The following is a 19,008-nucleotide window of genomic DNA, read 5'->3' on the forward strand; positions in this document are numbered from 1 at the left end:
TTGCAGTTCAACACTTCAGCTATTTGTAAGGTTGTAATAGCAGGTAGATGCCTGAATCTCTATTCGGGCATCTACTTCTCCTGATTCTGATTTATCGCCGTGCACCTGATGGAGGAAAAAATGAAGAAAATAAGTTTAACCACGATGATTCTTTTGGCGCTGGTACTTGGAATGATTATCGGCGTAGTGCTCAATAACACTGCTTCACCGGAAACAGCAAAACTCTATGCGCAAGAAATATCGATATTCACGACGATTTTCTTACGACTGATAAAAATGATTATCGCTCCGTTAGTAGTCTCTACCCTGGTGGTAGGTATTGCTAAAATGGGCGATGCCAAAGCCCTTGGTCGTATTTTTTCTAAAACACTCTTTTTATTTATTTGCGCCTCATTGCTGTCAATTGCCTTAGGCTTGATAACGGTAAATTTCTTCATGCCAGGCACAGGAATTAATTTTGTTGCACACGGTGCCGAAACCACCGGAGTGGTCGCGTCAGAACCCTTTACACTAAAAGTATTTATTTCGCATGCTTTCCCCACCAGCATTGTCGATGCCATGGCGCACAATGAAATTTTGCAAATCGTGGTGTTCTCAATTTTCCTCGGCTGTAGCCTGACGGCGATTGGTGAGAAAGGCAGCGCCATCGTTCACGCCTTAGATTCGCTGGCACATGCCATGTTAAAGCTCACTGGCTACGTCATGCTCTTCGCTCCCCTGACCGTATTCGCCGCTATTTCAGCATTGATTGCTGAACGAGGACTGGCAGTTATGGTGAGCGCCGGGATCTTTATGGGTGAATTTTATTTCACCATGTTATTACTTTGGGTGCTGCTTATCGGTCTGGCCATCGTTTATGTCGGCCCCTGCATCAGACGCCTGACCCGCGCCCTTTCAGAACCCGCCCTGCTGGCATTTACCACATCCAGTTCTGAAGCTGCTTTTCCGGGAACGCTTGAAAAACTGGAGCAATTTGGCGTTTCCCCCAAAATTGCCAGCTTTGTCTTACCCATTGGCTACTCATTTAATCTCGTTGGATCAATGGCCTACTGCTCCTTCGCCACAGTTTTCATCGCCCAGGCCTGCAATATCCATTTATCCATCGGTGAGCAAATCACCATGCTGTTGATCCTGATGTTGACCTCGAAAGGAATGGCTGGCGTACCACGCGCCTCAATGGTGGTTATCGCCGCCACGCTCAACCAGTTCAATATTCCGGAAGCGGGGCTGATCTTGCTGATGGGCGTTGATCCGTTCCTTGATATGGGGCGTTCCGCGACAAACGTCATGAGCAACGCAATGGGCGCTGCGATGGTGAGTCGGTGGGAAGGCGAACATTTCGGCGAGGGTTGTCGGGGTAAAGCATTAAAACCCAATGAATCGAACGTTGCTCTGCCCTGAGGGGGATCTTAAGCAATCAGAAGCCAATGACTACGCATTTTTATAAGCCGGATCATGAAGTTAGACGGCAATTAAGTAACACTAACGTTTAAGGTGAAAAGTGAAATATGTCCAAACCATTTATCTGGCAAGAACCGTTTCTACAAAATAAAGACGGTACAGAATATACATTAATTAGCGATCAACATATTACAGTAACGGAATTAGACGGCGAAGAAGTGATAAAAATCGCTCCTGAAGCATTAACGCTGCTTGCCCGGCAGGCATTTTATGAAGCCTCTTTTTTCTTACGTTCCGCTCATTTGCAACAGGTCGCCAGCATTCTTAACGATCCGCAGGCCAGTAGTAATGATAAATACGTTGCGTTGCAGTTATTACGTAATGCTGAAGTCTCAGCAAAAGGGGTATTACCCAACTGTCAGGATACCGGCACCGCAACTATTGTTGCCAGTAAAGGGCAACAGATATGGACGGGAGGTAACGACGCTGAAGCCTTAAGCAAAGGCATTTACAGTACTTTCCAGGAAAATAATCTGCGCTTTTCACAAAATGCGCCGCTGGATATGTATACCGAAGTCAATACGCAAACCAATCTACCGGCGCAGATTGATATCAGCGCCGTCGCTGGTGATGAGTACCATTTTCTCTGTATTAATAAAGGGGGCGGCTCCGCCAATAAAGCCGCGCTTTATCAGGAAACCAAATCCCTATTGCAACCAGAAAAACTGACCGCATTTTTAATCGAAAAAATGAAATCGCTGGGCACCGCTGCCTGCCCGCCTTACCACATCGCCTTTGTCGTCGGAGGGCTTTCAGCCGATCAAACCTTAAAAGTTGCCAAGCTGGCCTCAACGAAATATTACGACAATTTGCCCACCAGCGGAAACGAGCAAGGACAAGCATTCCGTGATATTGAGCTGGAAAAAGTATTGCTCGAGGCCAGTCAGCAATTTGGTATTGGTGCGCAATTTGGGGGTAAATATTTCGCTCATGATATTCGCGTCATTCGTCTGCCGCGTCACGGTGGCTCTTGCCCGATAGCTATGGCGCTCTCCTGTTCTGCCGATCGCAATATCAAAGCCAAAATTAACAAGCACGGTATCTGGCTGGAAAAACTCGAACACAATCCGGGGCAATATATTCCAGCCTCACTGCGGGAAGAAAATCACGCGCAACATGTACAGCTGGATCTAAACCGTCCGTTGCGTGACGTGATGCAGGATCTCGCCAGATTACCGGTAGGCACCCGCGTGTCGTTAAGTGGTCCCATCGTAGTGGCGCGCGATATCGCCCACGCCAAAATAAAAGCGCGGCTGGATAGCGGCGAATCGATGCCGGATTACCTGAAGCATCATATTGTCTATTACGCTGGCCCGGCGAAAACACCGGAGAACATGGCCTGCGGTTCACTGGGTCCAACCACGGGCGGTCGAATGGACGGTTATGTCGAAACCTTCCAGGCGGCTGGCGGCAGTCTGGTAATGTTATCGAAAGGTAACCGCAGCCAGCAGGTCACCGATGCCTGTCACAAACATGGCGGCTTCAATCTGGGAAGTATTGGCGGTGCAGCTGCGTTACTGGCGCAAGAATATGTCAAAAGTCTGCGTTGCCTGGAATACCCGGAGCTGGGTATGGAAGCGGTGTGGATGATGGAAGTGGAAAATCTGCCCGCATTCATCCTGGTCGATGATAAAGGCAATAATTTCTTTAGTCAGTTTGAGCAGCAACACCGCTGCGCCAGTTGCCCTGCGGGACATTAAGGAAAATGAATGGAAGCGCGAATTTCAACTGAACGGCATGTGCAGCGCCAGCAGAAATTGAAGGAACAGGTCGATACGCGCGTCGCGGCGGCGATAGAGAAAAAAGGGATCTTGATTGTTTTCACCGGCAACGGCAAAGGGAAATCCACTGCCGCGTTTGGTACTGTGACGCGCGCGGTGGGTCATGGCAAAACGGTGGGGGTTGCGCAGTACATCAAGGGGCAATGGGACAACGGCGAATACAACCTTCTCCAGCCGCTGGGGGTTGAGTTTCATATTATGGGAACCGGTTTTACCTGGGAGACTCAGAACCGGCAAGCGGATATCGACGCGGCGAAAGAGGTCTGGTCGGAAAGCAAACGGATGCTGGCTGACAAGCGTTACGACTTAGTGGTGCTTGATGAGCTGACCTATATGCTGGCTTACCATTATCTGGACACCGAAGAAGTGATCACTTCTCTGCAAAACCGCCCGGCACAACAAAGTGTCATTGTCACCGGACGCAGTTGCCACAGTCAGATATTAAAAATGGCGGATACGGTCAGCGAAATCCGCCCCGTCAAACATGCTTTTGATAACGGCATTCAGGCGCAGCCGGGTATCGACTGGTAATAACTGCGCCTGGCATCCCGCCAGGCGCAGGTTTTACATCTCCTGCGGTACGACCGATTTCGCCAGCAACCATTCACGAAATTGCTGCAAGTGCGGCGAGTCAGACTTCTCTTCCTGCCACGTCATAATAAAACGATTACCGGTACGAATAGGCACATCACAGGGAATCACCATATCGCCACTATCCAAATCATGTTGAATAGCGAACCGTGGTAACAGCGCCACGCCGAGATTAGAGCGCACGGCGGCAATCAGCATTGAAAGCAAATCGAAACGTGGTCCGTTATTGACCAGCGGACTGCTAACGCCAGATAGGGCAAACCACTCTTCCCAGCCAGTAATACGGGTGCTTTGATGCAGAAGTGGTAACTCAGTAAGCAGTTCTGCCACTGACAGTTTTTGATCGGACATTGCAAGCAAACTGCCGCTGCATACCGGCAAAATCTCCTCTTCAAAGAGATATTCTACTTCCGCCCAGGGCGCGCAAAAATTTTCGCGCATAATGACAGCATCGTACTCCCGATTAAGAAAATCGCCGTTATTAGCTAAAGAATGAATATTAACAATAATATCGGGATGTAACTTTGTGAATTCATGTAAATTTGGGATTAACCAGTGGGTACTAAACGTAGGATTAACGGCAAGTTCAATAACCTGAACCGTAGGCTGCCAGGTCATAATCGTATTGGTATCGCGTTCCAGCTTATTTAATGTTTCTTTTACTATCCCCAGGTAATACTTCCCTGCATCATTAAGAAAAATGCGTTTTTTAGAGTGTGAAAATAACGGAGTATATAAAAATTCCTCCAGCGCACTTACTTGTCTGAATACTGCACTTTGGGTTAACGCTAACTCCTCTGCCGCTCTGGTATAACTTTCATGACGTGCGACGACCTCAAAAGTCACCAGCAGTTCCGTTTTAGGTATTTTCCCTCGCATAATGCCTTCCGTGAAAAAATAACAATTCAAAAAATTATTTTATAAAAAAACAGTAGCACTAATGAATATCATAATTCAAATAAACAAACCAGTCAGCTATATGTCCAACCAGGAAAATAAAGTGACAATAATCCTAAAACAGGAATTTCACCTCAGTTATCCGCATGCAATGCTTTAAAGCCATTATTGCAAGAATATTATTCATATACATGAATATACTCTAAATAAGTCGAGTTGCAGGAAGGGAACAAATAATGAATTTCCAGAAGCTTACATAAGTAAGTGACCTGGGTGAGCGAACATCGATGCAGCACATGCAACTTGAATTATGACAAGTATACAAAGATAAATTTAGATACCCTATGTTATATATTATCTATGTCCGGTTAAATTGAATGAGTCATGGCCTTAAAAGACATCGCAAAAGATAATTTCTCTTTAACAATAAGCCAGATTTACCACTTGTAAAAATTGCTATCGCCACATACACTACGCGCGTTTTCTTTCCCTTTTGCTGGCTGCTGACCGGAAAGACAAAATTACCCTCGCAATACAGGGGGTTGATTAACGTCTATATTTCAGGACAGCGTTATGCATCATCTTTCAAGGCTTGATAAAGCCTTTCTGCGCAAAGGGATCCAACTTTCCCGCGCCAACAATATTGTTTCATTATGTCGTCCATCAGGAGCCAGTGCCCGCGTACTGCTGCCGGACGAACTGCCGCTGGAAGAAAAAGCAGTAACACAACTGCTTGATTTTGCAGAAGTGAAGCTACCAGACCACCCAGGTTATGTGCGCCAGACGTGCGCGACGCCAGATTTTCATCCCGGCAATGGCGTCCCCGTTGGCGCGGTGGTGGCCTCAACGCCGGATTTAGTCATTCCTGCGGCCATCGGCACCGATATTTCTTGTGGCATGCGGCTGCTGACGACCGGATTAACCCTTGAGCAAGCCGAAGCGAATAAAGAAATAATCACTCAGCGGTTAACACAAGTGTTACTGCAGAATGAGCGCGATGTTCCGTTATCCGCACGAGCGTTCACCGCGCTTTTTGATGGCGGACCGGCAGATTGCATGTCGGCCTTGCCATCAGCAGGTCTCTGGACACGCACGAATATCCTCCGAATGGTACAAGAGATTGACCGCTGCATTGGGCTTAACGAGCATAACAGTCATTCGCGTTATGCCCCACCCGCCCTGCTGGCAACGGACCGCGCATTACTCCGCGATCCTTGTCTGGGTACGCCGGGTTCAGGTAATCATTTTATTGAACTTCAGGTGGTTGATAGCGTGGTCGATCGCCATGTGGCCTGGCAACAAGGGCTGAAAACGGGCGATATCGTGGTGATGATCCACAGTGGATCGCGAGATGTCGGCTTTTACGTCGGACGACGCTGGATGGACCGTGCCCGTGCTGAATGGCCCGCCGGGCATAAACACCCACAAAGCGGGTTATATGGTCTGGCTGGTGGACTGGCGGAGGAATATCTACAAGCGATGGGAATGGCGGCACGTTACGCATGGTTAAATCGCGTGACCATTGCGGAAATGGTTCGCGTATGTTTTGCCGATTTATTTCATCAGGATGATTCACATCTGGTGGTGGATGTGCCGCATAACATCATCCTTCACGAGCATGATATGAATATTCATCGCAAAGGTGCAACACCGGCACGCGCGGGCGATCTGGCGTTAATCCCCGGTTCCATGGGTGATTATTCCTGGCTTGCGGTTGGTTGCGGCAACCCGAAGTGGCTGTGGTCTTGCAGTCACGGAGCAGGACGCAGCCAGCGTCGGCAGGCCATGCGCTCACGCGCGACTGAAGAGTCAACGCTGCCGTGCCAATGCGTCACATTGCGCGAAGAACGACGTCTTGAAGAAGCGCCAGCGGCTTATAAAGATATTGGTCCGGTTATCGAAGCTCAACAAGAAGCCGGATTAATTCAGCCAGCGGTTAGATTCCGACCGTGGTTAACATTTAAAGCATAAAAAAGGCCATCATACGATGGCCAACCATGTCGAAACCGACAGCCCTTCGCCATTCCTGTAGAGGGAAGCGGCGAGGGCTATTTCTTATTACAGATATTTATTTCAAAACAGTTTTCAGTGCTTCACCGATATCCGCCAGGCTGCGAACGGTTTTCACGCCTGCGGCTTCCAGAGCAGCAAATTTCTCATCCGCAGTCCCTTTCCCACCGGCAATGATCGCACCCGCGTGGCCCATACGTTTGCCTTTCGGCGCAGTTACACCAGCGATGTAACCTACAACTGGCTTGGTAACGTGCTCTTTGATGTACGCAGCCGCTTCTTCTTCAGCGCTACCGCCGATCTCACCGATCATCACGATCGCTTCGGTCTGCGGATCTTTTTCGAACATTTCGAGGATGTCGATAAAGTTAGAGCCAGGGATCGGGTCGCCGCCGATACCGACACAGGTCGACTGACCGAAACCGTAATCCGTGGTCTGTTTAACCGCTTCATAGGTCAGTGTACCGGAACGGGAAACGATACCCACTTTACCCGGTTTGTGAATGTGACCCGGCTGGATGCCGATTTTACATTCACCCGGAGTGATAACGCCTGGGCAGTTCGGGCCGATCATGCGTACGCCAGCTTCGTCCAGTTTCACTTTCACGGTCAGCATATCCAGCGTCGGGATGCCTTCAGTGATGGTGATAATCAGTTTGATGCCTGCATCGATGGCTTCCAGAATGGAGTCTTTGCAGAACGGTGCTGGTACGTAGATAACAGAAGCGGTAGCGCCAGTAGCAGCAACGGCTTCACGCACGGTGTTGAACACCGGCAGGCCGAGGTGGGTAGTACCGCCTTTACCTGGGGTTACGCCGCCAACCATTTTGGTGCCGTATGCAATGGCCTGTTCAGAGTGGAAAGTCCCCTGGCTACCAGTAAAGCCCTGGCAGATAACCTTGGTGTTTTTATCAATTAAAATGGACATTATTTCCCCTCCACTGCGGCAACAACCTGCTGAGCTGCATCAGTCAGACCTTTTGCTGCAATAATATTCAGGCCGCTGTCAGCCAGTTTCTTCGCGCCGAGTTCGGCGTTGTTACCTTCCAGACGTACCACGACCGGTACGTTAACACCCACTTCCGCTACCGCGCCGATGATACCGTCAGCGATCAGGTCGCAACGAACGATACCACCGAAGATGTTAACCAGAACGGCTTTCACTTTGTCGTCAGAGAGGATGATTTTGAACGCTTCGGTTACACGTTCTTTGGTTGCGCCACCGCCAACGTCCAGGAAGTTAGCTGGTTCGCCACCGTGCAGTTTAACGATGTCCATGGTACCCATCGCCAGACCTGCGCCGTTAACCATACAACCGATGTTACCGTCCAGCGCAACGTAGTTCAGTTCCCACTGTGCAGCCTGTGCTTCACGTGGATCTTCCTGCGACTGGTCTCGCATTTCGCGCAGATCAGGCTGGCGGAACAGTGCGTTGCCATCAGCACCCAGTTTACCGTCGAGGCAGATCAGATCGCCCTGTTTGGTAATAACCAGCGGGTTAATTTCGATAAGAGCAAGGTCGCGCTCAAGGAAAATGGTCGCCAGACCCATGAAAATTTTGGTGAACTGTTGAACCAGTTTACCTTCCAGGCCCAGTTTGAACGCCAGCTCGCGTCCCTGATACGGCATCGGGCCAGTCAGCGGATCAAGCGCAACTTTGTGGATCAGGTGCGGAGTTTCTTCCGCCACTTTTTCGATTTCCACGCCGCCTTCAGTGGAGGCCATAAAGACCACGCGACGGGAACTACGGTCTACAACGGCACCAAGATACAGCTCTTTAGCGATATCGGTCGCTGCTTCAACCAGAATCTGGTTAACCGGTTGGCCATTAGCATCTGTTTGATACGTTACCAGACGCTTGCCCAGCCAGTTTTCTGCAAAAGCACGGATGTCTTCTTTGCTGTTTACAACTTTCACACCGCCCGCTTTACCGCGGCCACCAGCGTGAACCTGACATTTCACTACCCACGGACCGGCACCGATTTTTGAAGCGGCTTCTTCTGCTTCGCGCGGAGTAGTACAGGCATAACCCACCGGTGCTGGTAAGCCATAGCGGGCAAACAGTTGTTTTGCCTGATATTCATGTAAGTTCATGTGTTCTGTCCATCCTTCAGTAATCGTTATCTTTTAAACCGTAGACCGAATATTTCGTATCGCTTCCGGGTATTGTCGGTCACCCGTAGGCCTGATAAGACGCGCAAGCGTCGCATCAGGCATCGCTTGTCGGATGCGGCGCGAGCGCCTTATCCGACCTACATTGATGGTCCCCGTAGGCCTGATAAGACGCGTCAGCGTCGCATCAGGCTTCAATTGCCGGAGAAAGCGATAATGCCTCATTCGGTCTACAGTGCAGGTGAAACTTAAACTACTACACGTCCAGCAGCAGACGCGTCGGATCTTCCAGCAACTCTTTGATCGTTACCAGGAAGCCCACGGACTCGCGACCATCGATCAGACGGTGATCGTAGGACAGCGCCAGGTACATCATCGGCAGGATCTCAACCTGACCATTCACTGCCATCGGACGATCTTTGATAGCGTGCATACCCAGAATTGCGCTCTGCGGCGGGTTGATGATAGGCGTAGACATCAGGGAACCGAACACACCACCGTTGGTGATGGTGAAGTTACCACCAGTCAGATCTTCAACCGTCAGCTTGCCGTCACGGCCTTTAACTGCCAGCTCTTTAATTTTCTTCTCGATATCTGCCATGCCGAGGGTATCGACATCACGCAGAACCGGCGTCACCAGGCCGCGCGGCGTAGATACCGCCATGCTGACGTCAAAATAGTTGTGGTAAACCACATCATCGCCGTCGATAGAAGCATTCACTTCCGGGTAACGTTTCAGGGCTTCAACCACCGCTTTCACGTAGAAGGACATAAAGCCCAGACGGATGCCGTGGCGTTTTTCAAACACTTCACCGTACTGCTTACGCAGATCCATAATCGGCTTCATGTTGACTTCGTTGAACGTGGTCAGCATGGCAGTAGAGTTTTTCGCTTCCAGCAGACGCTCTGCCACACGCTTACGCAGGCGAGTCATCGGGACACGTTTTTCGCTACGTGCAGCCAGAGCCGGTTGCGCCGCGGGAGCCGCAGCTGCTGGTGCAGACTCTTTCGCCGGGGCTTTCGCCAGATGTTTTTCCACATCTTCACGGGTCAGACGACCACCTACACCGGTGCCTTTAATGGCGCTGGCATCAAGATTGTGTTCAGCCAAAAGGCGACGGATCGCCGGGCTTAACGCATCGTTGTTTTGCTCTTCCAGAGACGCTTGTTGGCGTTGTGCCGGAGTGGACGCTTTCTCTTCAGCTTTAGCGCTGGTTTCTTTCCCGGCGCTGTTGCCTTCACGCAGGCGACCAAGGATCTGACGAGACGTTACGGTTGTACCTTCATCTTCCAGAACCGCATCCAGAATGCCGTCTGCTGATGCCGGTACTTCCAGTACCACTTTGTCAGTTTCGATTTCTACCAGCACTTCATCACGTACGACTGCGTCGCCGGGTTTTTTATGCCAGGTTGCGACGGTGGCATCGGCTACGGATTCAGGCAGGTCAGGGACCAGAATATCTACGCTACTCATTGTGTATCCTTTATTTATTCGACGTTCAGCGCGTCATTAACCAGATCTTGTTGCTGTTTCTGGTGAACGGACATATACCCTACCGCCGGAGAGGCGGAGGCCGGGCGGCCTGCATAACGCAGAGAAGCCCCAAACGGAATCACTTCACGGAAATGATGCTGGCTGCAGTACCATGCGCCCTGGTTGAGCGGCTCTTCCTGGCACCAGACAAAATCCTTGACGTGAGCAAACTGCTGCAACACTTCCTGCATCGCTTTATGCGGGAACGGATAGAGTTGCTCGATACGCACGATGGCGACATCGTGTTGATTGTTCTTACGGCGTTGTTCCAGCAGATCGTAATAAACCTTACCAGAACACATCACTACGCGCTTCACGCCCTTCGGATCAAGCTCGTCGATTTCACCGATGGCTGGCAGGAAGGTACCGTTCGCCAGTTCTTCGAGGCTGGAAACCGCCAGCGGATGACGCAGCAGGGATTTCGGCGACATCACCACCAGCGGACGACGCATCCCGCGCAGCGCCTGACGACGCAACATATGGTAAACCTGTGCCGGGGTAGACGGTACGCACACCTGCATGTTTTGTTCAGCACAAAGTTGCAGATAACGTTCCAGACGCGCGGAGGAGTGCTCCGGCCCCTGCCCTTCATACCCGTGCGGCAGCAGCATTACCAGACCACACATCCGGCCCCATTTTTGTTCGCCAGAGGAGATGAACTGGTCGATAACCACCTGCGCACCGTTGGCAAAGTCACCAAACTGCGCTTCCCAGATGGTCAGCGTGCGCGGCTCTGCGGTGGCATAACCGTATTCAAACGCCAGCACTGCTTCTTCAGACAGTACGGAGTCCCAGACGCGGAACGCGCCCTGACCATTATGGATATGTTGCAGGGGCGTGTAAGTGGAACCGTTGGACTGGTTGTGGATCACCGCATGGCGATGGAAGAAGGTACCGCGACCGGAGTCTTCACCCGACAGGCGGACCGGAATGCCTTCATCAACCAGCGTGGCGTAAGCGAGGTTTTCCGCGCCGCCCCAGTCGAACAGTTTCTCACCGGCAGCCATTGCCTGGCGATCGCCATAAATCTTGGCAACGCGAGACTGCATTTCAACCGCTTCCGGCACCGTACTGATACGTTTAGCCAATTCCTGCAGGCGCTTCATCTCAACTTTGTTCGGGTACTCTTCGTCCCATTCGTGGTTGAGGTACGGCGACCATGTGAAAGAGTGCATGTTCATCGGACGCCACTCTGCTACCACGCAATCGCCAGCATCCAGCGCATCGCGGTACAGGTTAACCATCTCGGTGGCATCTTCCAGCGTCGCCACTTTTTCCTGCTCCAGCTTGTCTGCGTAGATTTTGCGCGGCGTTGGATGTTTTTTGATTTTCTGATACATCAGCGGCTGGGTTGCGCTCGGCTCGTCGGCTTCGTTGTGGCCGTGACGGCGGTAGCACACCAGATCGATGAAGACATCACGTTTAAAGGTGTTACGGAAATCGAGCGCCAGACGGGTCACAAAGGCAACGGCTTCCGGATCATCCGCATTAACGTGGAAAATCGGTGCCTGTACCATCTTGCCGATATCAGTACAGTACGGCGTAGAACGGGCATCCAGCGGGTTAGAGGTGGTGAAGCCAACCTGGTTGTTGATAACGATACGTACCGTACCGCCAACTTCATAACCACGCGCTTTCGACATGTTCAGGGTTTCCTGAACCACGCCCTGCCCGGTCACTGCGGCGTCACCGTGGATGGTGATTGGCAGCACTTTGTTGCTGCTCGGCTCGTCGAGTCTGTCCAGACGGGCACGAACAGAACCGATAACTACCGGGCTTACAATCTCAAGGTGAGACGGGTTAAACGCCAGCGCCAGGTGAACCAGGCCGCCATCGGTCTGGAAGTCAGACGAGAAGCCCATGTGGTATTTCACGTCGCCCGTGCCGAGGTGTTCTTTATGTTTACCGGCAAATTCGTCGAACAAATCTTGCGGTTTTTTACCCAGCACGTTAACCAGCACGTTCAGACGACCACGGTGCGCCATCCCAAGAACCACTTCACGGGTGCCGCTATTGCCAGCATGGCGGATCATCTCTTTAAGCATCGGGATTAACGCGTCACCGCCTTCCAGCGAGAAGCGTTTTGCGCCAGGGAATTTTGCGCCGAGGTAACGTTCAAGGCCTTCAGCGGCGGTCAGTTCGCTTAAGAAGCGTTTTTTCTCTTCGCTATTGAAAGTCGCGCGACCAGACTCGATACGCTGTTGGATCCAGCGTTTTTCTTCGGTGCTGGTAATGTGCATGTACTCGGCACCAATCGGGCCGCAGTAGGTTTGCTTGAGGGCTTCCAGCAGCTCGCCGAGTTTCATGGTTTCTTTGCCGCTGGCAAATGAACCGACGTTGAAGGTCTCCTGGAAGTCTGCTTCGGTCAGATCGTGGAAAGACGGATCCAGATCGGCCACTTTATCTTGCTGCCACAGTCCCAGCGGATCGAGATTCGCATGCTGGTGACCGCGGAAGCGGTATGCGTTAATGAGCTGCAGGACTTTAACCTGCTTCACATTGGTGTCAGGGTCGGAGATCGTTGAAGAGTAACGTGAAGCGTCTTTCGCCAGGCGGCGGAAATATTCACGCGTTTGAGAGTGGAATTGATCCGGTTTGACTCCCGTACCAGGTAACTGCTGGAACGTCGAACGCCAGTTAGCGTCAACCGAGTCAGGATCGGTTAAGAAGTCTTCATAGAGCTGTTCTATCCAGCTCTGGTTTGCGCCAGAGAGGTAAGAAGAGTCCAACCAGGCTTTCAAAGCGCTGTTCTGCATCGTGATCCCTTAAGCATCTTTTTTATGCTTACTTCGCCGTGGATACTACCACGCACAGTGATGTGCGTGCCGGGGTTCACTTGCGAGCTCTTGTCTACGTAGTGGCTCGCGAAGGAACCTTTAAAAACTGTCTTAGTGTCAGGGGCAGTTTTTAAAGATTTCCTGCATTTCTTTTGTAGGCCGGATAAGGCATTCACGCCGCATCCGGCCCTGGTTGCCTGATGCGACGCTTGCGCGTCTTATCAGGCCTACGATTTCTGCATTTCTTTTGTAGGCCGGATAAGGCGTTCACGCCGCATCCGGCCCTGGTTGCCTGATGCGACGCTTGTGCGTCTTATCAGGCCTGGGTTTACGCATTACGTTGCAACAACATCGACTTGATATGGCCGATAGCGCGCGTCGGGTTCAGCCCTTTCGGACATACACTGACGCAGTTCATGATGCTGTGACAGCGGAATACACTGAATGCATCGCTCAAACCGTCGAGGCGGCTGTCAGTCTCGGTATCACGGCTATCGATCAGGAAACGATATGCCGCTAACAAGCCTGCCGGGCCGATAAACTTATCGGGATTCCACCAGAAAGACGGACAAGAGGTTGAACAACATGCGCAGAGAATACATTCATACAGCCCGTCGAGTTTTTCGCGCTGCTCTGGCATCTGTAAATGCTCACGAGCTGGCGGATTTTGTCCATTATTCAACAGGTAAGGCTTAATTTTCTCATATTGCGCATAGAATTGTCCCATGTCTACCACCAAATCGCGGATCACCGGTAAACCTGGCAGCGGGCGAATCACAATCTTCTTGCCCGGCTGGTTGAGTGCCGAAATCGGGGTAATACAGGCCAGACCATTCTTGCCATTCATGTTCAGACCGTCGGAACCGCACACACCTTCACGGCAGGAGCGGCGGAACGACAGGCTGGGATCTTTCTCTTTCAACTGGATAAGCGCATCCAGCAGCATCATGTCGCGACCTTCTTCCGCTTCCAGGGTGTAATCCTGCATACGCGGAGCATCATCAACATCCGGGTTATAGCGATAAATTGAAAACTCGAGTCTCATTTTCCTGTCTCCGCATTAGTAAGTACGAATCTTCGGCGGGAATGCCGGGCGCAGTTTCGGTTCCATGTTGACGCTTCGGCGCGTCATGGATTCCGACTCTGGCAGATACAGGGAGTGGCACAGCCAGTTTTCATCATCACGATCCGGGAAGTCGAAGCGGCTATGCGCGCCACGGCTTTCGGTACGGAAGTTGGCAGAAACAGCCGTTGCATACGCCGTTTCCATCAGGTTATCCAGTTCCAGGCATTCAACGCGCTGGGTGTTGAACTCGCTGGAAGTGTCATCCAGACGGGCATTTTTCAAACGCTCGCGGATCACTTTCAACTGCTCAAGCCCTTTTGCCATCGCATCACCTTCACGGAAGACCGAGAAGTTATGCTGCATACATTCTTGCAGTGCTTTACGAATCGCCACTGGATCTTCACCATTACGGTTGTTGTTCCAGCGATTCAGACGCTCCAGAGACGCTTCAACATCAGACTCGCTGGCATCGCGCAGTGCGCCCTGCTCGGCGATAGACTCTTGCAGATGCAAACCCGCTGCGCGACCAAATACCACCAGGTCCAGCAGCGAGTTGCCGCCAAGACGGTTAGCGCCGTGTACCGATACACAAGCGATTTCACCTACCGCGAACAGCCCCGGAACAACCACATCTTCGCCTTTCTCGTTCACCGTCAGCGCCTGACCGGTCACTTTGGTCGGAATACCGCCCATCATGTAGTGACAGGTTGGGATAACCGGAATCGGCTCTTTCACCGGATCGACGTGTGCGAAGGTACGGGAGAGTTCAAGGATACCCGGCAGACGGGATTCGAGAACTTCTTTACCCAGGTGGTCGAGTTTCAGTTTTGCATGTGGCCCCCACGGACCATCACAGCCGCGACCTTCACGGATTTCGATCATGATGGAACGCGCCACCACGTCACGGCCCGCCAGGTCTTTGGCGTTCGGCGCATAACGCTCCATAAAGCGTTCGCCATGTTTGTTCAGCAGATAACCGCCTTCACCACGGCAACCTTCGGTGACCAGTACGCCCGCACCTGCTATACCGGTCGGGTGGAACTGCCACATTTCCATATCCTGCACAGGTACACCTGCACGGATAGCCATACCGACGCCGTCGCCGGTGTTAATGTGCGCGTTGGTGGTGGACTGATAAATACGCCCTGCCCCGCCGGTTGCCAGCACAGTCGCACGGGCTTTGAAGTAAACCACTTCACCGGTTTCGATGCACAGTGCGGTACAACCAACTACCGCGCCATCCTGGTTCTTCACCAGATCCAGCGCATACCACTCGGAGAAAATGGTGGTGTGGTTTTTCAGGTTCTGCTGATAAAGCGTGTGCAACAGTGCGTGACCGGTACGGTCAGCTGCCGCCGCAGTACGTGCCGCTTGCTCGCCACCGAAGTTTTTCGACTGGCCGCCAAACGGACGTTGATAGATACGACCATCATCAAGACGCGAGAACGGTAGCCCCATGTGTTCCAGTTCCAGAATCGCTTCCGGCCCGGTTTTACACATATATTCAATCGCGTCCTGGTCACCGATATAGTCCGACCCTTTTACGGTGTCGTACATATGCCATTCCCAGTTATCTTCATGGGTATTACCCAGCGCAACGGTAATGCCGCCTTGCGCAGAAACGGTATGGGAACGGGTCGGGAAGACTTTGGAGAGCAGCGCACAGGTTTGGCCGCTCTGGGAAATTTGCAGCGCCGCGCGCATACCTGCGCCACCGGCACCAATCACAACTGCATCAAATTCTCTGACTGGCAATTTCATCACACACCCCACACCACAACGAATCCATAAATCACGTAAACCACCAGTGCAACGACAATCACCAGTTGCAGCATCAGGCGCAAGGCCAGCGGTTTAACGTAGTCGGTCAACACCTGCCACATGCCGATCCAGGCATGGATCAAGATAGAAAACAGCGCCAGCAGGGTGAACACTTTGGTGAACGCAGAGGCGAAGAAACCAATCCAGACTTCATATGTCAGCTCGCCACTGGTAGCGAAAAAACCGACCATATAAATGATGTAAAGCGTCAGGACGATAGCGGTAGCGCGAACGAGGATGAAATCATGTACGCCATTGCGTCCTAATGCGGAGGCGTTGCTTACCATACGAGGACTCCTGCGAGAAGTGAAAGCACGACAGTAATAACAAAGGAGATTTTGGCGGAGCGTTTACCCGCTTCGAATGTTTCTTCCAGATAGCCAAAATCCATCATCATGTGGCGAATACCTACGACGACGTGATACGCCAGAGCGGTAAGGATGCCCCACATGATAAATTTGACGAAGAAGCTGCCCATAATCGCGGAAGCTTGCTCGAAACCTTCAGGGGAAGAGAGGCTGGTACCCAGAAGCCACAGCAGGATGCCCACTGCAACAAAGGTGATCACACCGGAAACGCGATGGAGAATGGACGCTATCGCCGTGACGGGGAACCGGATGGTCTGTAGGTCCAGATTAACAGGTCTTTGTTTTTTCACATTTCTTATCATGAATAACGCCCACATGCTGTTCTTATTATTCCCTGGGGACTACGGGCACAGAGGTTAACTTTCTGTTACCTGGAGACGTCGGGATTTCCTTCCTCCGGTCTGCTTGCGGGTCAGACAGCGTCCTTTCTATAACTGCGCGTCATGCAAAACACTGCTTCCAGATGCGAAAACGACACGTTACAACGCTGGGTGGCTCGGGATTGCAGGGTGTTCCGGAGACCTGGCGGCAGTATAGGCCGTTCACAAAATCATTACAATTAACCTACATATAGTTTGTCGGGTTTTATCCCGAACAGTGATCTGGGTCACGATAACAACATTTATTTAATTTTTAATCATCTAATTTGACAATCATTCAACAAAGTTGTTACAAACATCACTAGGAAAAGCATATAATGCGTAAAAGTTATGAAGTCAGTATTTCACCTAAGATTAACTTATGTAACAGTGTGGAAGTATTGACCAATTCATTCGGGACAGTTATTAGTGGTAGACAAGTTTAATAATTCGGATTGCTAAGTACTTGATTCGCCATTTATTCGTCATCAATGGATCCTTTACCTGCAAGCGCCCAGAGCTCTGTACCCAGGTTTTCCCCTCTTCCGCAGAGCGGCGAGCCAAATAACAAACGGGTAAAGCCAGGTTGATGTGCGAAGGCAAATTTAAGTTCCGGCAGTCTTACGCAATAAGGCGCTAAGGAGACCTTAAATGGCTGATACAAAAGCAAAACTCACCCTCAACGGGGACACAGCTGTTGAACTGGATGTGCTGAAAGGCACGCTGGGTCAAGATGTTATTGATATCCGTACTCTCGGTTCAAAAGGTGTGTTCACCTTTGACCCAGGCTTCACTTCAACCGCATCCTGCGAATCTAAAATTACTTTTATTGATGGTGATGAAGGTATTTTGCTGCACCGCGGTTTCCCGATCGATCAGCTGGCGACCGATTCTAACTACCTGGAAGTTTGTTACATCCTGCTGAATGGTGAAAAACCAACTCAGGAACAGTATGACGAATTTAAAACTACGGTGACCCGTCATACCATGATCCACGAGCAGATTACCCGTCTGTTCCATGCTTTCCGTCGCGACTCGCATCCAATGGCAGTCATGTGTGGTATTACCGGCGCGCTGGCGGCGTTCTATCACGACTCTCTGGATGTTAACAATCCGCGCCATCGTGAAATTGCCGCGTTCCGCCTGCTGTCAAAAATGCCGACCATGGCCGCGATGTGTTACAAATACTCTATCGGCCAGCCGTTTGTTTACCCACGCAACGATCTCTCCTACGCCGGTAATTTCTTGAATATGATGTTCTCCACGCCGTGCGAACCGTATGAAGTCAACCCGATTCTGGAACGCGCGATGGACCGTATTCTGATCCTGCACGCTGACCATGAACAGAACGCCTCTACCTCCACCGTGCGTACCGCTGGCTCTTCGGGGGCGAACCCGTTTGCCTGTATCGCCGCAGGTATTGCTTCATTGTGGGGACCTGCGCACGGTGGTGCTAACGAAGCAGCGCTGAAAATGCTGGAAGAAATCAGCTCCGTTAAACACATTCCGGAATTTGTTCGTCGTGCGAAAGACAAGAATGACTCTTTCCGTCTGATGGGCTTCGGTCACCGCGTGTACAAAAACTACGACCCGCGCGCCACCGTCATGCGTGAAACCTGCCACGAAGTCCTGAAAGAGCTGGGCACGAAGGATGACCTGCTGGAAGTAGCTATGGAGCTGGAAAATATCGCGCTGAACGACCCGTACTTTATTGAGAAAAAACTGTACCCTAACGTCGATTTCTACTCTGGTATCATCCTGAAAGCGATGGGTATTCCGTCTTCCATGTTCACCGTCATATTCGCTATGGCACGTACAGTTGGCTGGATCGCCCACTGGAGCGAAATGCACAGTGACGGCATGAAGATTGCCCGTCCACGTCAGCTGTATACCGGCTATGAAAAACGCGATTTTAAAAGCGACATCAAACGTTAACTGCTGATTCCTAAGCAGTAAATTCTGTTAACCCGCCTTTAAAAGGCGGGTTAATTTTTATCTACCTGAACACAAAAAAATGTAAAAATAAAATTAATTAACCGGCTGACATTAATATTGCAAAATAATAGAATTGTTCATTTTATCGGCAAAATAATAAATTTTAATTAAGGTATCTGCTTTTAGTTACATTTATAACCTCATGAAAATGAGGTATATCTCTCTCATTCCCCCCGATAACATTCATTAAATTATTAATTCATCACATCAATTAGTTAACCTTGCATTTAATATAA

The 19,008-nt window shown here is 50.9% G+C and carries 15 protein-coding genes; 6 read left to right on the plus strand and 9 right to left on the minus strand.

All coding sequences use genetic code 11. The annotated features are described in order from the left end of the window. The first annotated feature begins 120 nt into the window (after window positions 1-120). The 3 genes from AABJ99_RS16165 (at window position 121) to cobO (ending at window position 3,773) form a co-directional block, all read left to right on the plus strand. Complete coding sequence (locus AABJ99_RS16165; RefSeq protein ID WP_000724204.1) at window positions 121-1,401, plus strand: dicarboxylate/amino acid:cation symporter; 1,281 nt, start codon at window positions 121-123, stop codon at window positions 1,399-1,401. A gap of 107 nt (window positions 1,402-1,508) precedes the next feature. Then, window positions 1,509-3,161 (plus strand): class I fumarate hydratase, encoded by a 1,653-nt coding sequence (locus tag AABJ99_RS16170; protein ID WP_332218485.1) that lies wholly within the window; start codon window positions 1,509-1,511, stop codon window positions 3,159-3,161. Window positions 3,162-3,170: 9 nt separating this feature from the next. Further along, complete coding sequence (gene cobO / locus AABJ99_RS16175) at window positions 3,171-3,773, plus strand: cob(I)yrinic acid a,c-diamide adenosyltransferase (RefSeq protein WP_000388210.1); 603 nt, start codon at window positions 3,171-3,173, stop codon at window positions 3,771-3,773. Between the two features lie 33 nt (window positions 3,774-3,806). Here the strand turns inward: cobO and AABJ99_RS16180 are convergent, their stop codons facing one another. Continuing rightward, entirely contained in the window at window positions 3,807-4,712 is a 906-nt protein-coding gene (locus AABJ99_RS16180) for a LysR substrate-binding domain-containing protein (protein ID WP_338387378.1), read from the minus strand. A gap of 591 nt (window positions 4,713-5,303) precedes the next feature. Here AABJ99_RS16180 and AABJ99_RS16185 point away from each other — a divergent pair. Beyond that, the gene (locus AABJ99_RS16185; protein ID WP_039021233.1) at window positions 5,304-6,701 is read left to right on the plus strand and encodes an RtcB family protein; all 1,398 of its coding nucleotides are present in this window, start codon (window positions 5,304-5,306) and stop codon (window positions 6,699-6,701) included. Between the two features lie 97 nt (window positions 6,702-6,798). On the opposite strand, the gene sucD is transcribed toward AABJ99_RS16185, so the two are convergent. The 8 genes from sucD to sdhC all read right to left on the minus strand — a co-directional run bounded on the left by sucD (window position 6,799) and on the right by sdhC (window position 16,735). Continuing rightward, entirely contained in the window at window positions 6,799-7,668 is an 870-nt protein-coding gene (gene sucD / locus AABJ99_RS16190; protein ID WP_000025458.1) for a succinate--CoA ligase subunit alpha, read from the minus strand. Continuing rightward, window positions 7,668-8,834 (minus strand): ADP-forming succinate--CoA ligase subunit beta, encoded by a 1,167-nt coding sequence (gene sucC / locus AABJ99_RS16195; RefSeq protein WP_001048602.1) that lies wholly within the window; start codon window positions 8,832-8,834, stop codon window positions 7,668-7,670. The genes sucD and sucC overlap by 1 nt, the downstream gene beginning before the upstream one ends. Before the next feature lie 274 nt (window positions 8,835-9,108). Further along, window positions 9,109-10,326, minus strand: coding sequence for a 2-oxoglutarate dehydrogenase complex dihydrolipoyllysine-residue succinyltransferase (odhB, locus tag AABJ99_RS16200; protein WP_039021232.1), 1,218 nt, complete (start codon window positions 10,324-10,326; stop codon window positions 9,109-9,111). A gap of 14 nt (window positions 10,327-10,340) precedes the next feature. Then, window positions 10,341-13,142, minus strand: coding sequence for a 2-oxoglutarate dehydrogenase E1 component (gene sucA, locus AABJ99_RS16205; protein ID WP_001181473.1), 2,802 nt, complete (start codon window positions 13,140-13,142; stop codon window positions 10,341-10,343). A gap of 349 nt (window positions 13,143-13,491) precedes the next feature. Next, window positions 13,492-14,208, minus strand: a complete 717-nt coding sequence (gene sdhB, locus AABJ99_RS16210) for a succinate dehydrogenase iron-sulfur subunit SdhB (RefSeq protein WP_001235263.1) — start codon at window positions 14,206-14,208, stop codon at window positions 13,492-13,494. A 15-nt stretch (window positions 14,209-14,223) separates the two neighbouring features. Beyond that, window positions 14,224-15,990 carry a succinate dehydrogenase flavoprotein subunit gene (gene sdhA / locus AABJ99_RS16215; RefSeq protein ID WP_000775547.1) on the minus strand — a complete coding sequence of 589 codons (1,767 nt, stop codon included), beginning with the start codon at window positions 15,988-15,990 and terminating at the stop codon, window positions 14,224-14,226. After that, window positions 15,990-16,337 carry a succinate dehydrogenase membrane anchor subunit gene (sdhD, locus tag AABJ99_RS16220; protein ID WP_000254365.1) on the minus strand — a complete coding sequence of 116 codons (348 nt, stop codon included), beginning with the start codon at window positions 16,335-16,337 and terminating at the stop codon, window positions 15,990-15,992. The genes sdhA and sdhD overlap by 1 nt, the downstream gene beginning before the upstream one ends. Next, window positions 16,331-16,735 (minus strand): succinate dehydrogenase cytochrome b556 subunit, encoded by a 405-nt coding sequence (sdhC, locus tag AABJ99_RS16225; RefSeq protein ID WP_000263355.1) that lies wholly within the window; start codon window positions 16,733-16,735, stop codon window positions 16,331-16,333. Before sdhC ends, sdhD begins: the two co-directional genes overlap by 7 nt. A 380-nt stretch (window positions 16,736-17,115) precedes the next feature. Between sdhC and AABJ99_RS16230 the strand changes: the two genes are divergently transcribed. Both AABJ99_RS16230 and gltA read left to right on the plus strand, forming a co-directional pair. Continuing rightward, window positions 17,116-17,223 carry a hypothetical protein gene (locus tag AABJ99_RS16230; RefSeq protein WP_123057340.1) on the plus strand — a complete coding sequence of 36 codons (108 nt, stop codon included), beginning with the start codon at window positions 17,116-17,118 and terminating at the stop codon, window positions 17,221-17,223. Window positions 17,224-17,428: 205 nt separating this feature from the next. After that, window positions 17,429-18,712 carry a citrate synthase gene (gene gltA, locus AABJ99_RS16235; RefSeq protein WP_000785834.1) on the plus strand — a complete coding sequence of 428 codons (1,284 nt, stop codon included), beginning with the start codon at window positions 17,429-17,431 and terminating at the stop codon, window positions 18,710-18,712. Window positions 18,713-19,008: the final 296 nt, after the last annotated feature.

The organism is Escherichia coli (assembly GCF_036503815.1).
In the GTDB taxonomy this organism is placed as follows: domain Bacteria; phylum Pseudomonadota; class Gammaproteobacteria; order Enterobacterales; family Enterobacteriaceae; genus Escherichia; species Escherichia coli_F.

What these genes read in the sequence shown, in the direction of transcription:
- sucC (WP_001048602.1), bottom strand. Translation starts at nt 8,834, where the DNA reads ATGAACTTACATGAATATCAGGCAAAACAACTGTTTGCCCGCTATGGC.
- gltA (WP_000785834.1), top strand. Translation starts at nt 17,429, where the DNA reads ATGGCTGATACAAAAGCAAAACTCACCCTCAACGGGGACACAGCTGTT.
- AABJ99_RS16170 (WP_332218485.1), top strand. Translation starts at nt 1,509, where the DNA reads ATGTCCAAACCATTTATCTGGCAAGAACCGTTTCTACAAAATAAAGAC.
- sdhA (WP_000775547.1), bottom strand. Translation starts at nt 15,990, where the DNA reads ATGAAATTGCCAGTCAGAGAATTTGATGCAGTTGTGATTGGTGCCGGT.
- sdhD (WP_000254365.1), bottom strand. Translation starts at nt 16,337, where the DNA reads ATGGTAAGCAACGCCTCCGCATTAGGACGCAATGGCGTACATGATTTC.
- sdhB (WP_001235263.1), bottom strand. Translation starts at nt 14,208, where the DNA reads ATGAGACTCGAGTTTTCAATTTATCGCTATAACCCGGATGTTGATGAT.
- AABJ99_RS16230 (WP_123057340.1), top strand. Translation starts at nt 17,116, where the DNA reads ATGCGTAAAAGTTATGAAGTCAGTATTTCACCTAAGATTAACTTATGT.
- AABJ99_RS16185 (WP_039021233.1), top strand. Translation starts at nt 5,304, where the DNA reads ATGCATCATCTTTCAAGGCTTGATAAAGCCTTTCTGCGCAAAGGGATC.
- AABJ99_RS16165 (WP_000724204.1), top strand. Translation starts at nt 121, where the DNA reads ATGAAGAAAATAAGTTTAACCACGATGATTCTTTTGGCGCTGGTACTT.
- cobO (WP_000388210.1), top strand. Translation starts at nt 3,171, where the DNA reads ATGGAAGCGCGAATTTCAACTGAACGGCATGTGCAGCGCCAGCAGAAA.
- sucA (WP_001181473.1), bottom strand. Translation starts at nt 13,142, where the DNA reads ATGCAGAACAGCGCTTTGAAAGCCTGGTTGGACTCTTCTTACCTCTCT.
- AABJ99_RS16180 (WP_338387378.1), bottom strand. Translation starts at nt 4,712, where the DNA reads ATGCGAGGGAAAATACCTAAAACGGAACTGCTGGTGACTTTTGAGGTC.
- sucD (WP_000025458.1), bottom strand. Translation starts at nt 7,668, where the DNA reads ATGTCCATTTTAATTGATAAAAACACCAAGGTTATCTGCCAGGGCTTT.
- odhB (WP_039021232.1), bottom strand. Translation starts at nt 10,326, where the DNA reads ATGAGTAGCGTAGATATTCTGGTCCCTGACCTGCCTGAATCCGTAGCC.
- sdhC (WP_000263355.1), bottom strand. Translation starts at nt 16,735, where the DNA reads ATGTGGGCGTTATTCATGATAAGAAATGTGAAAAAACAAAGACCTGTT.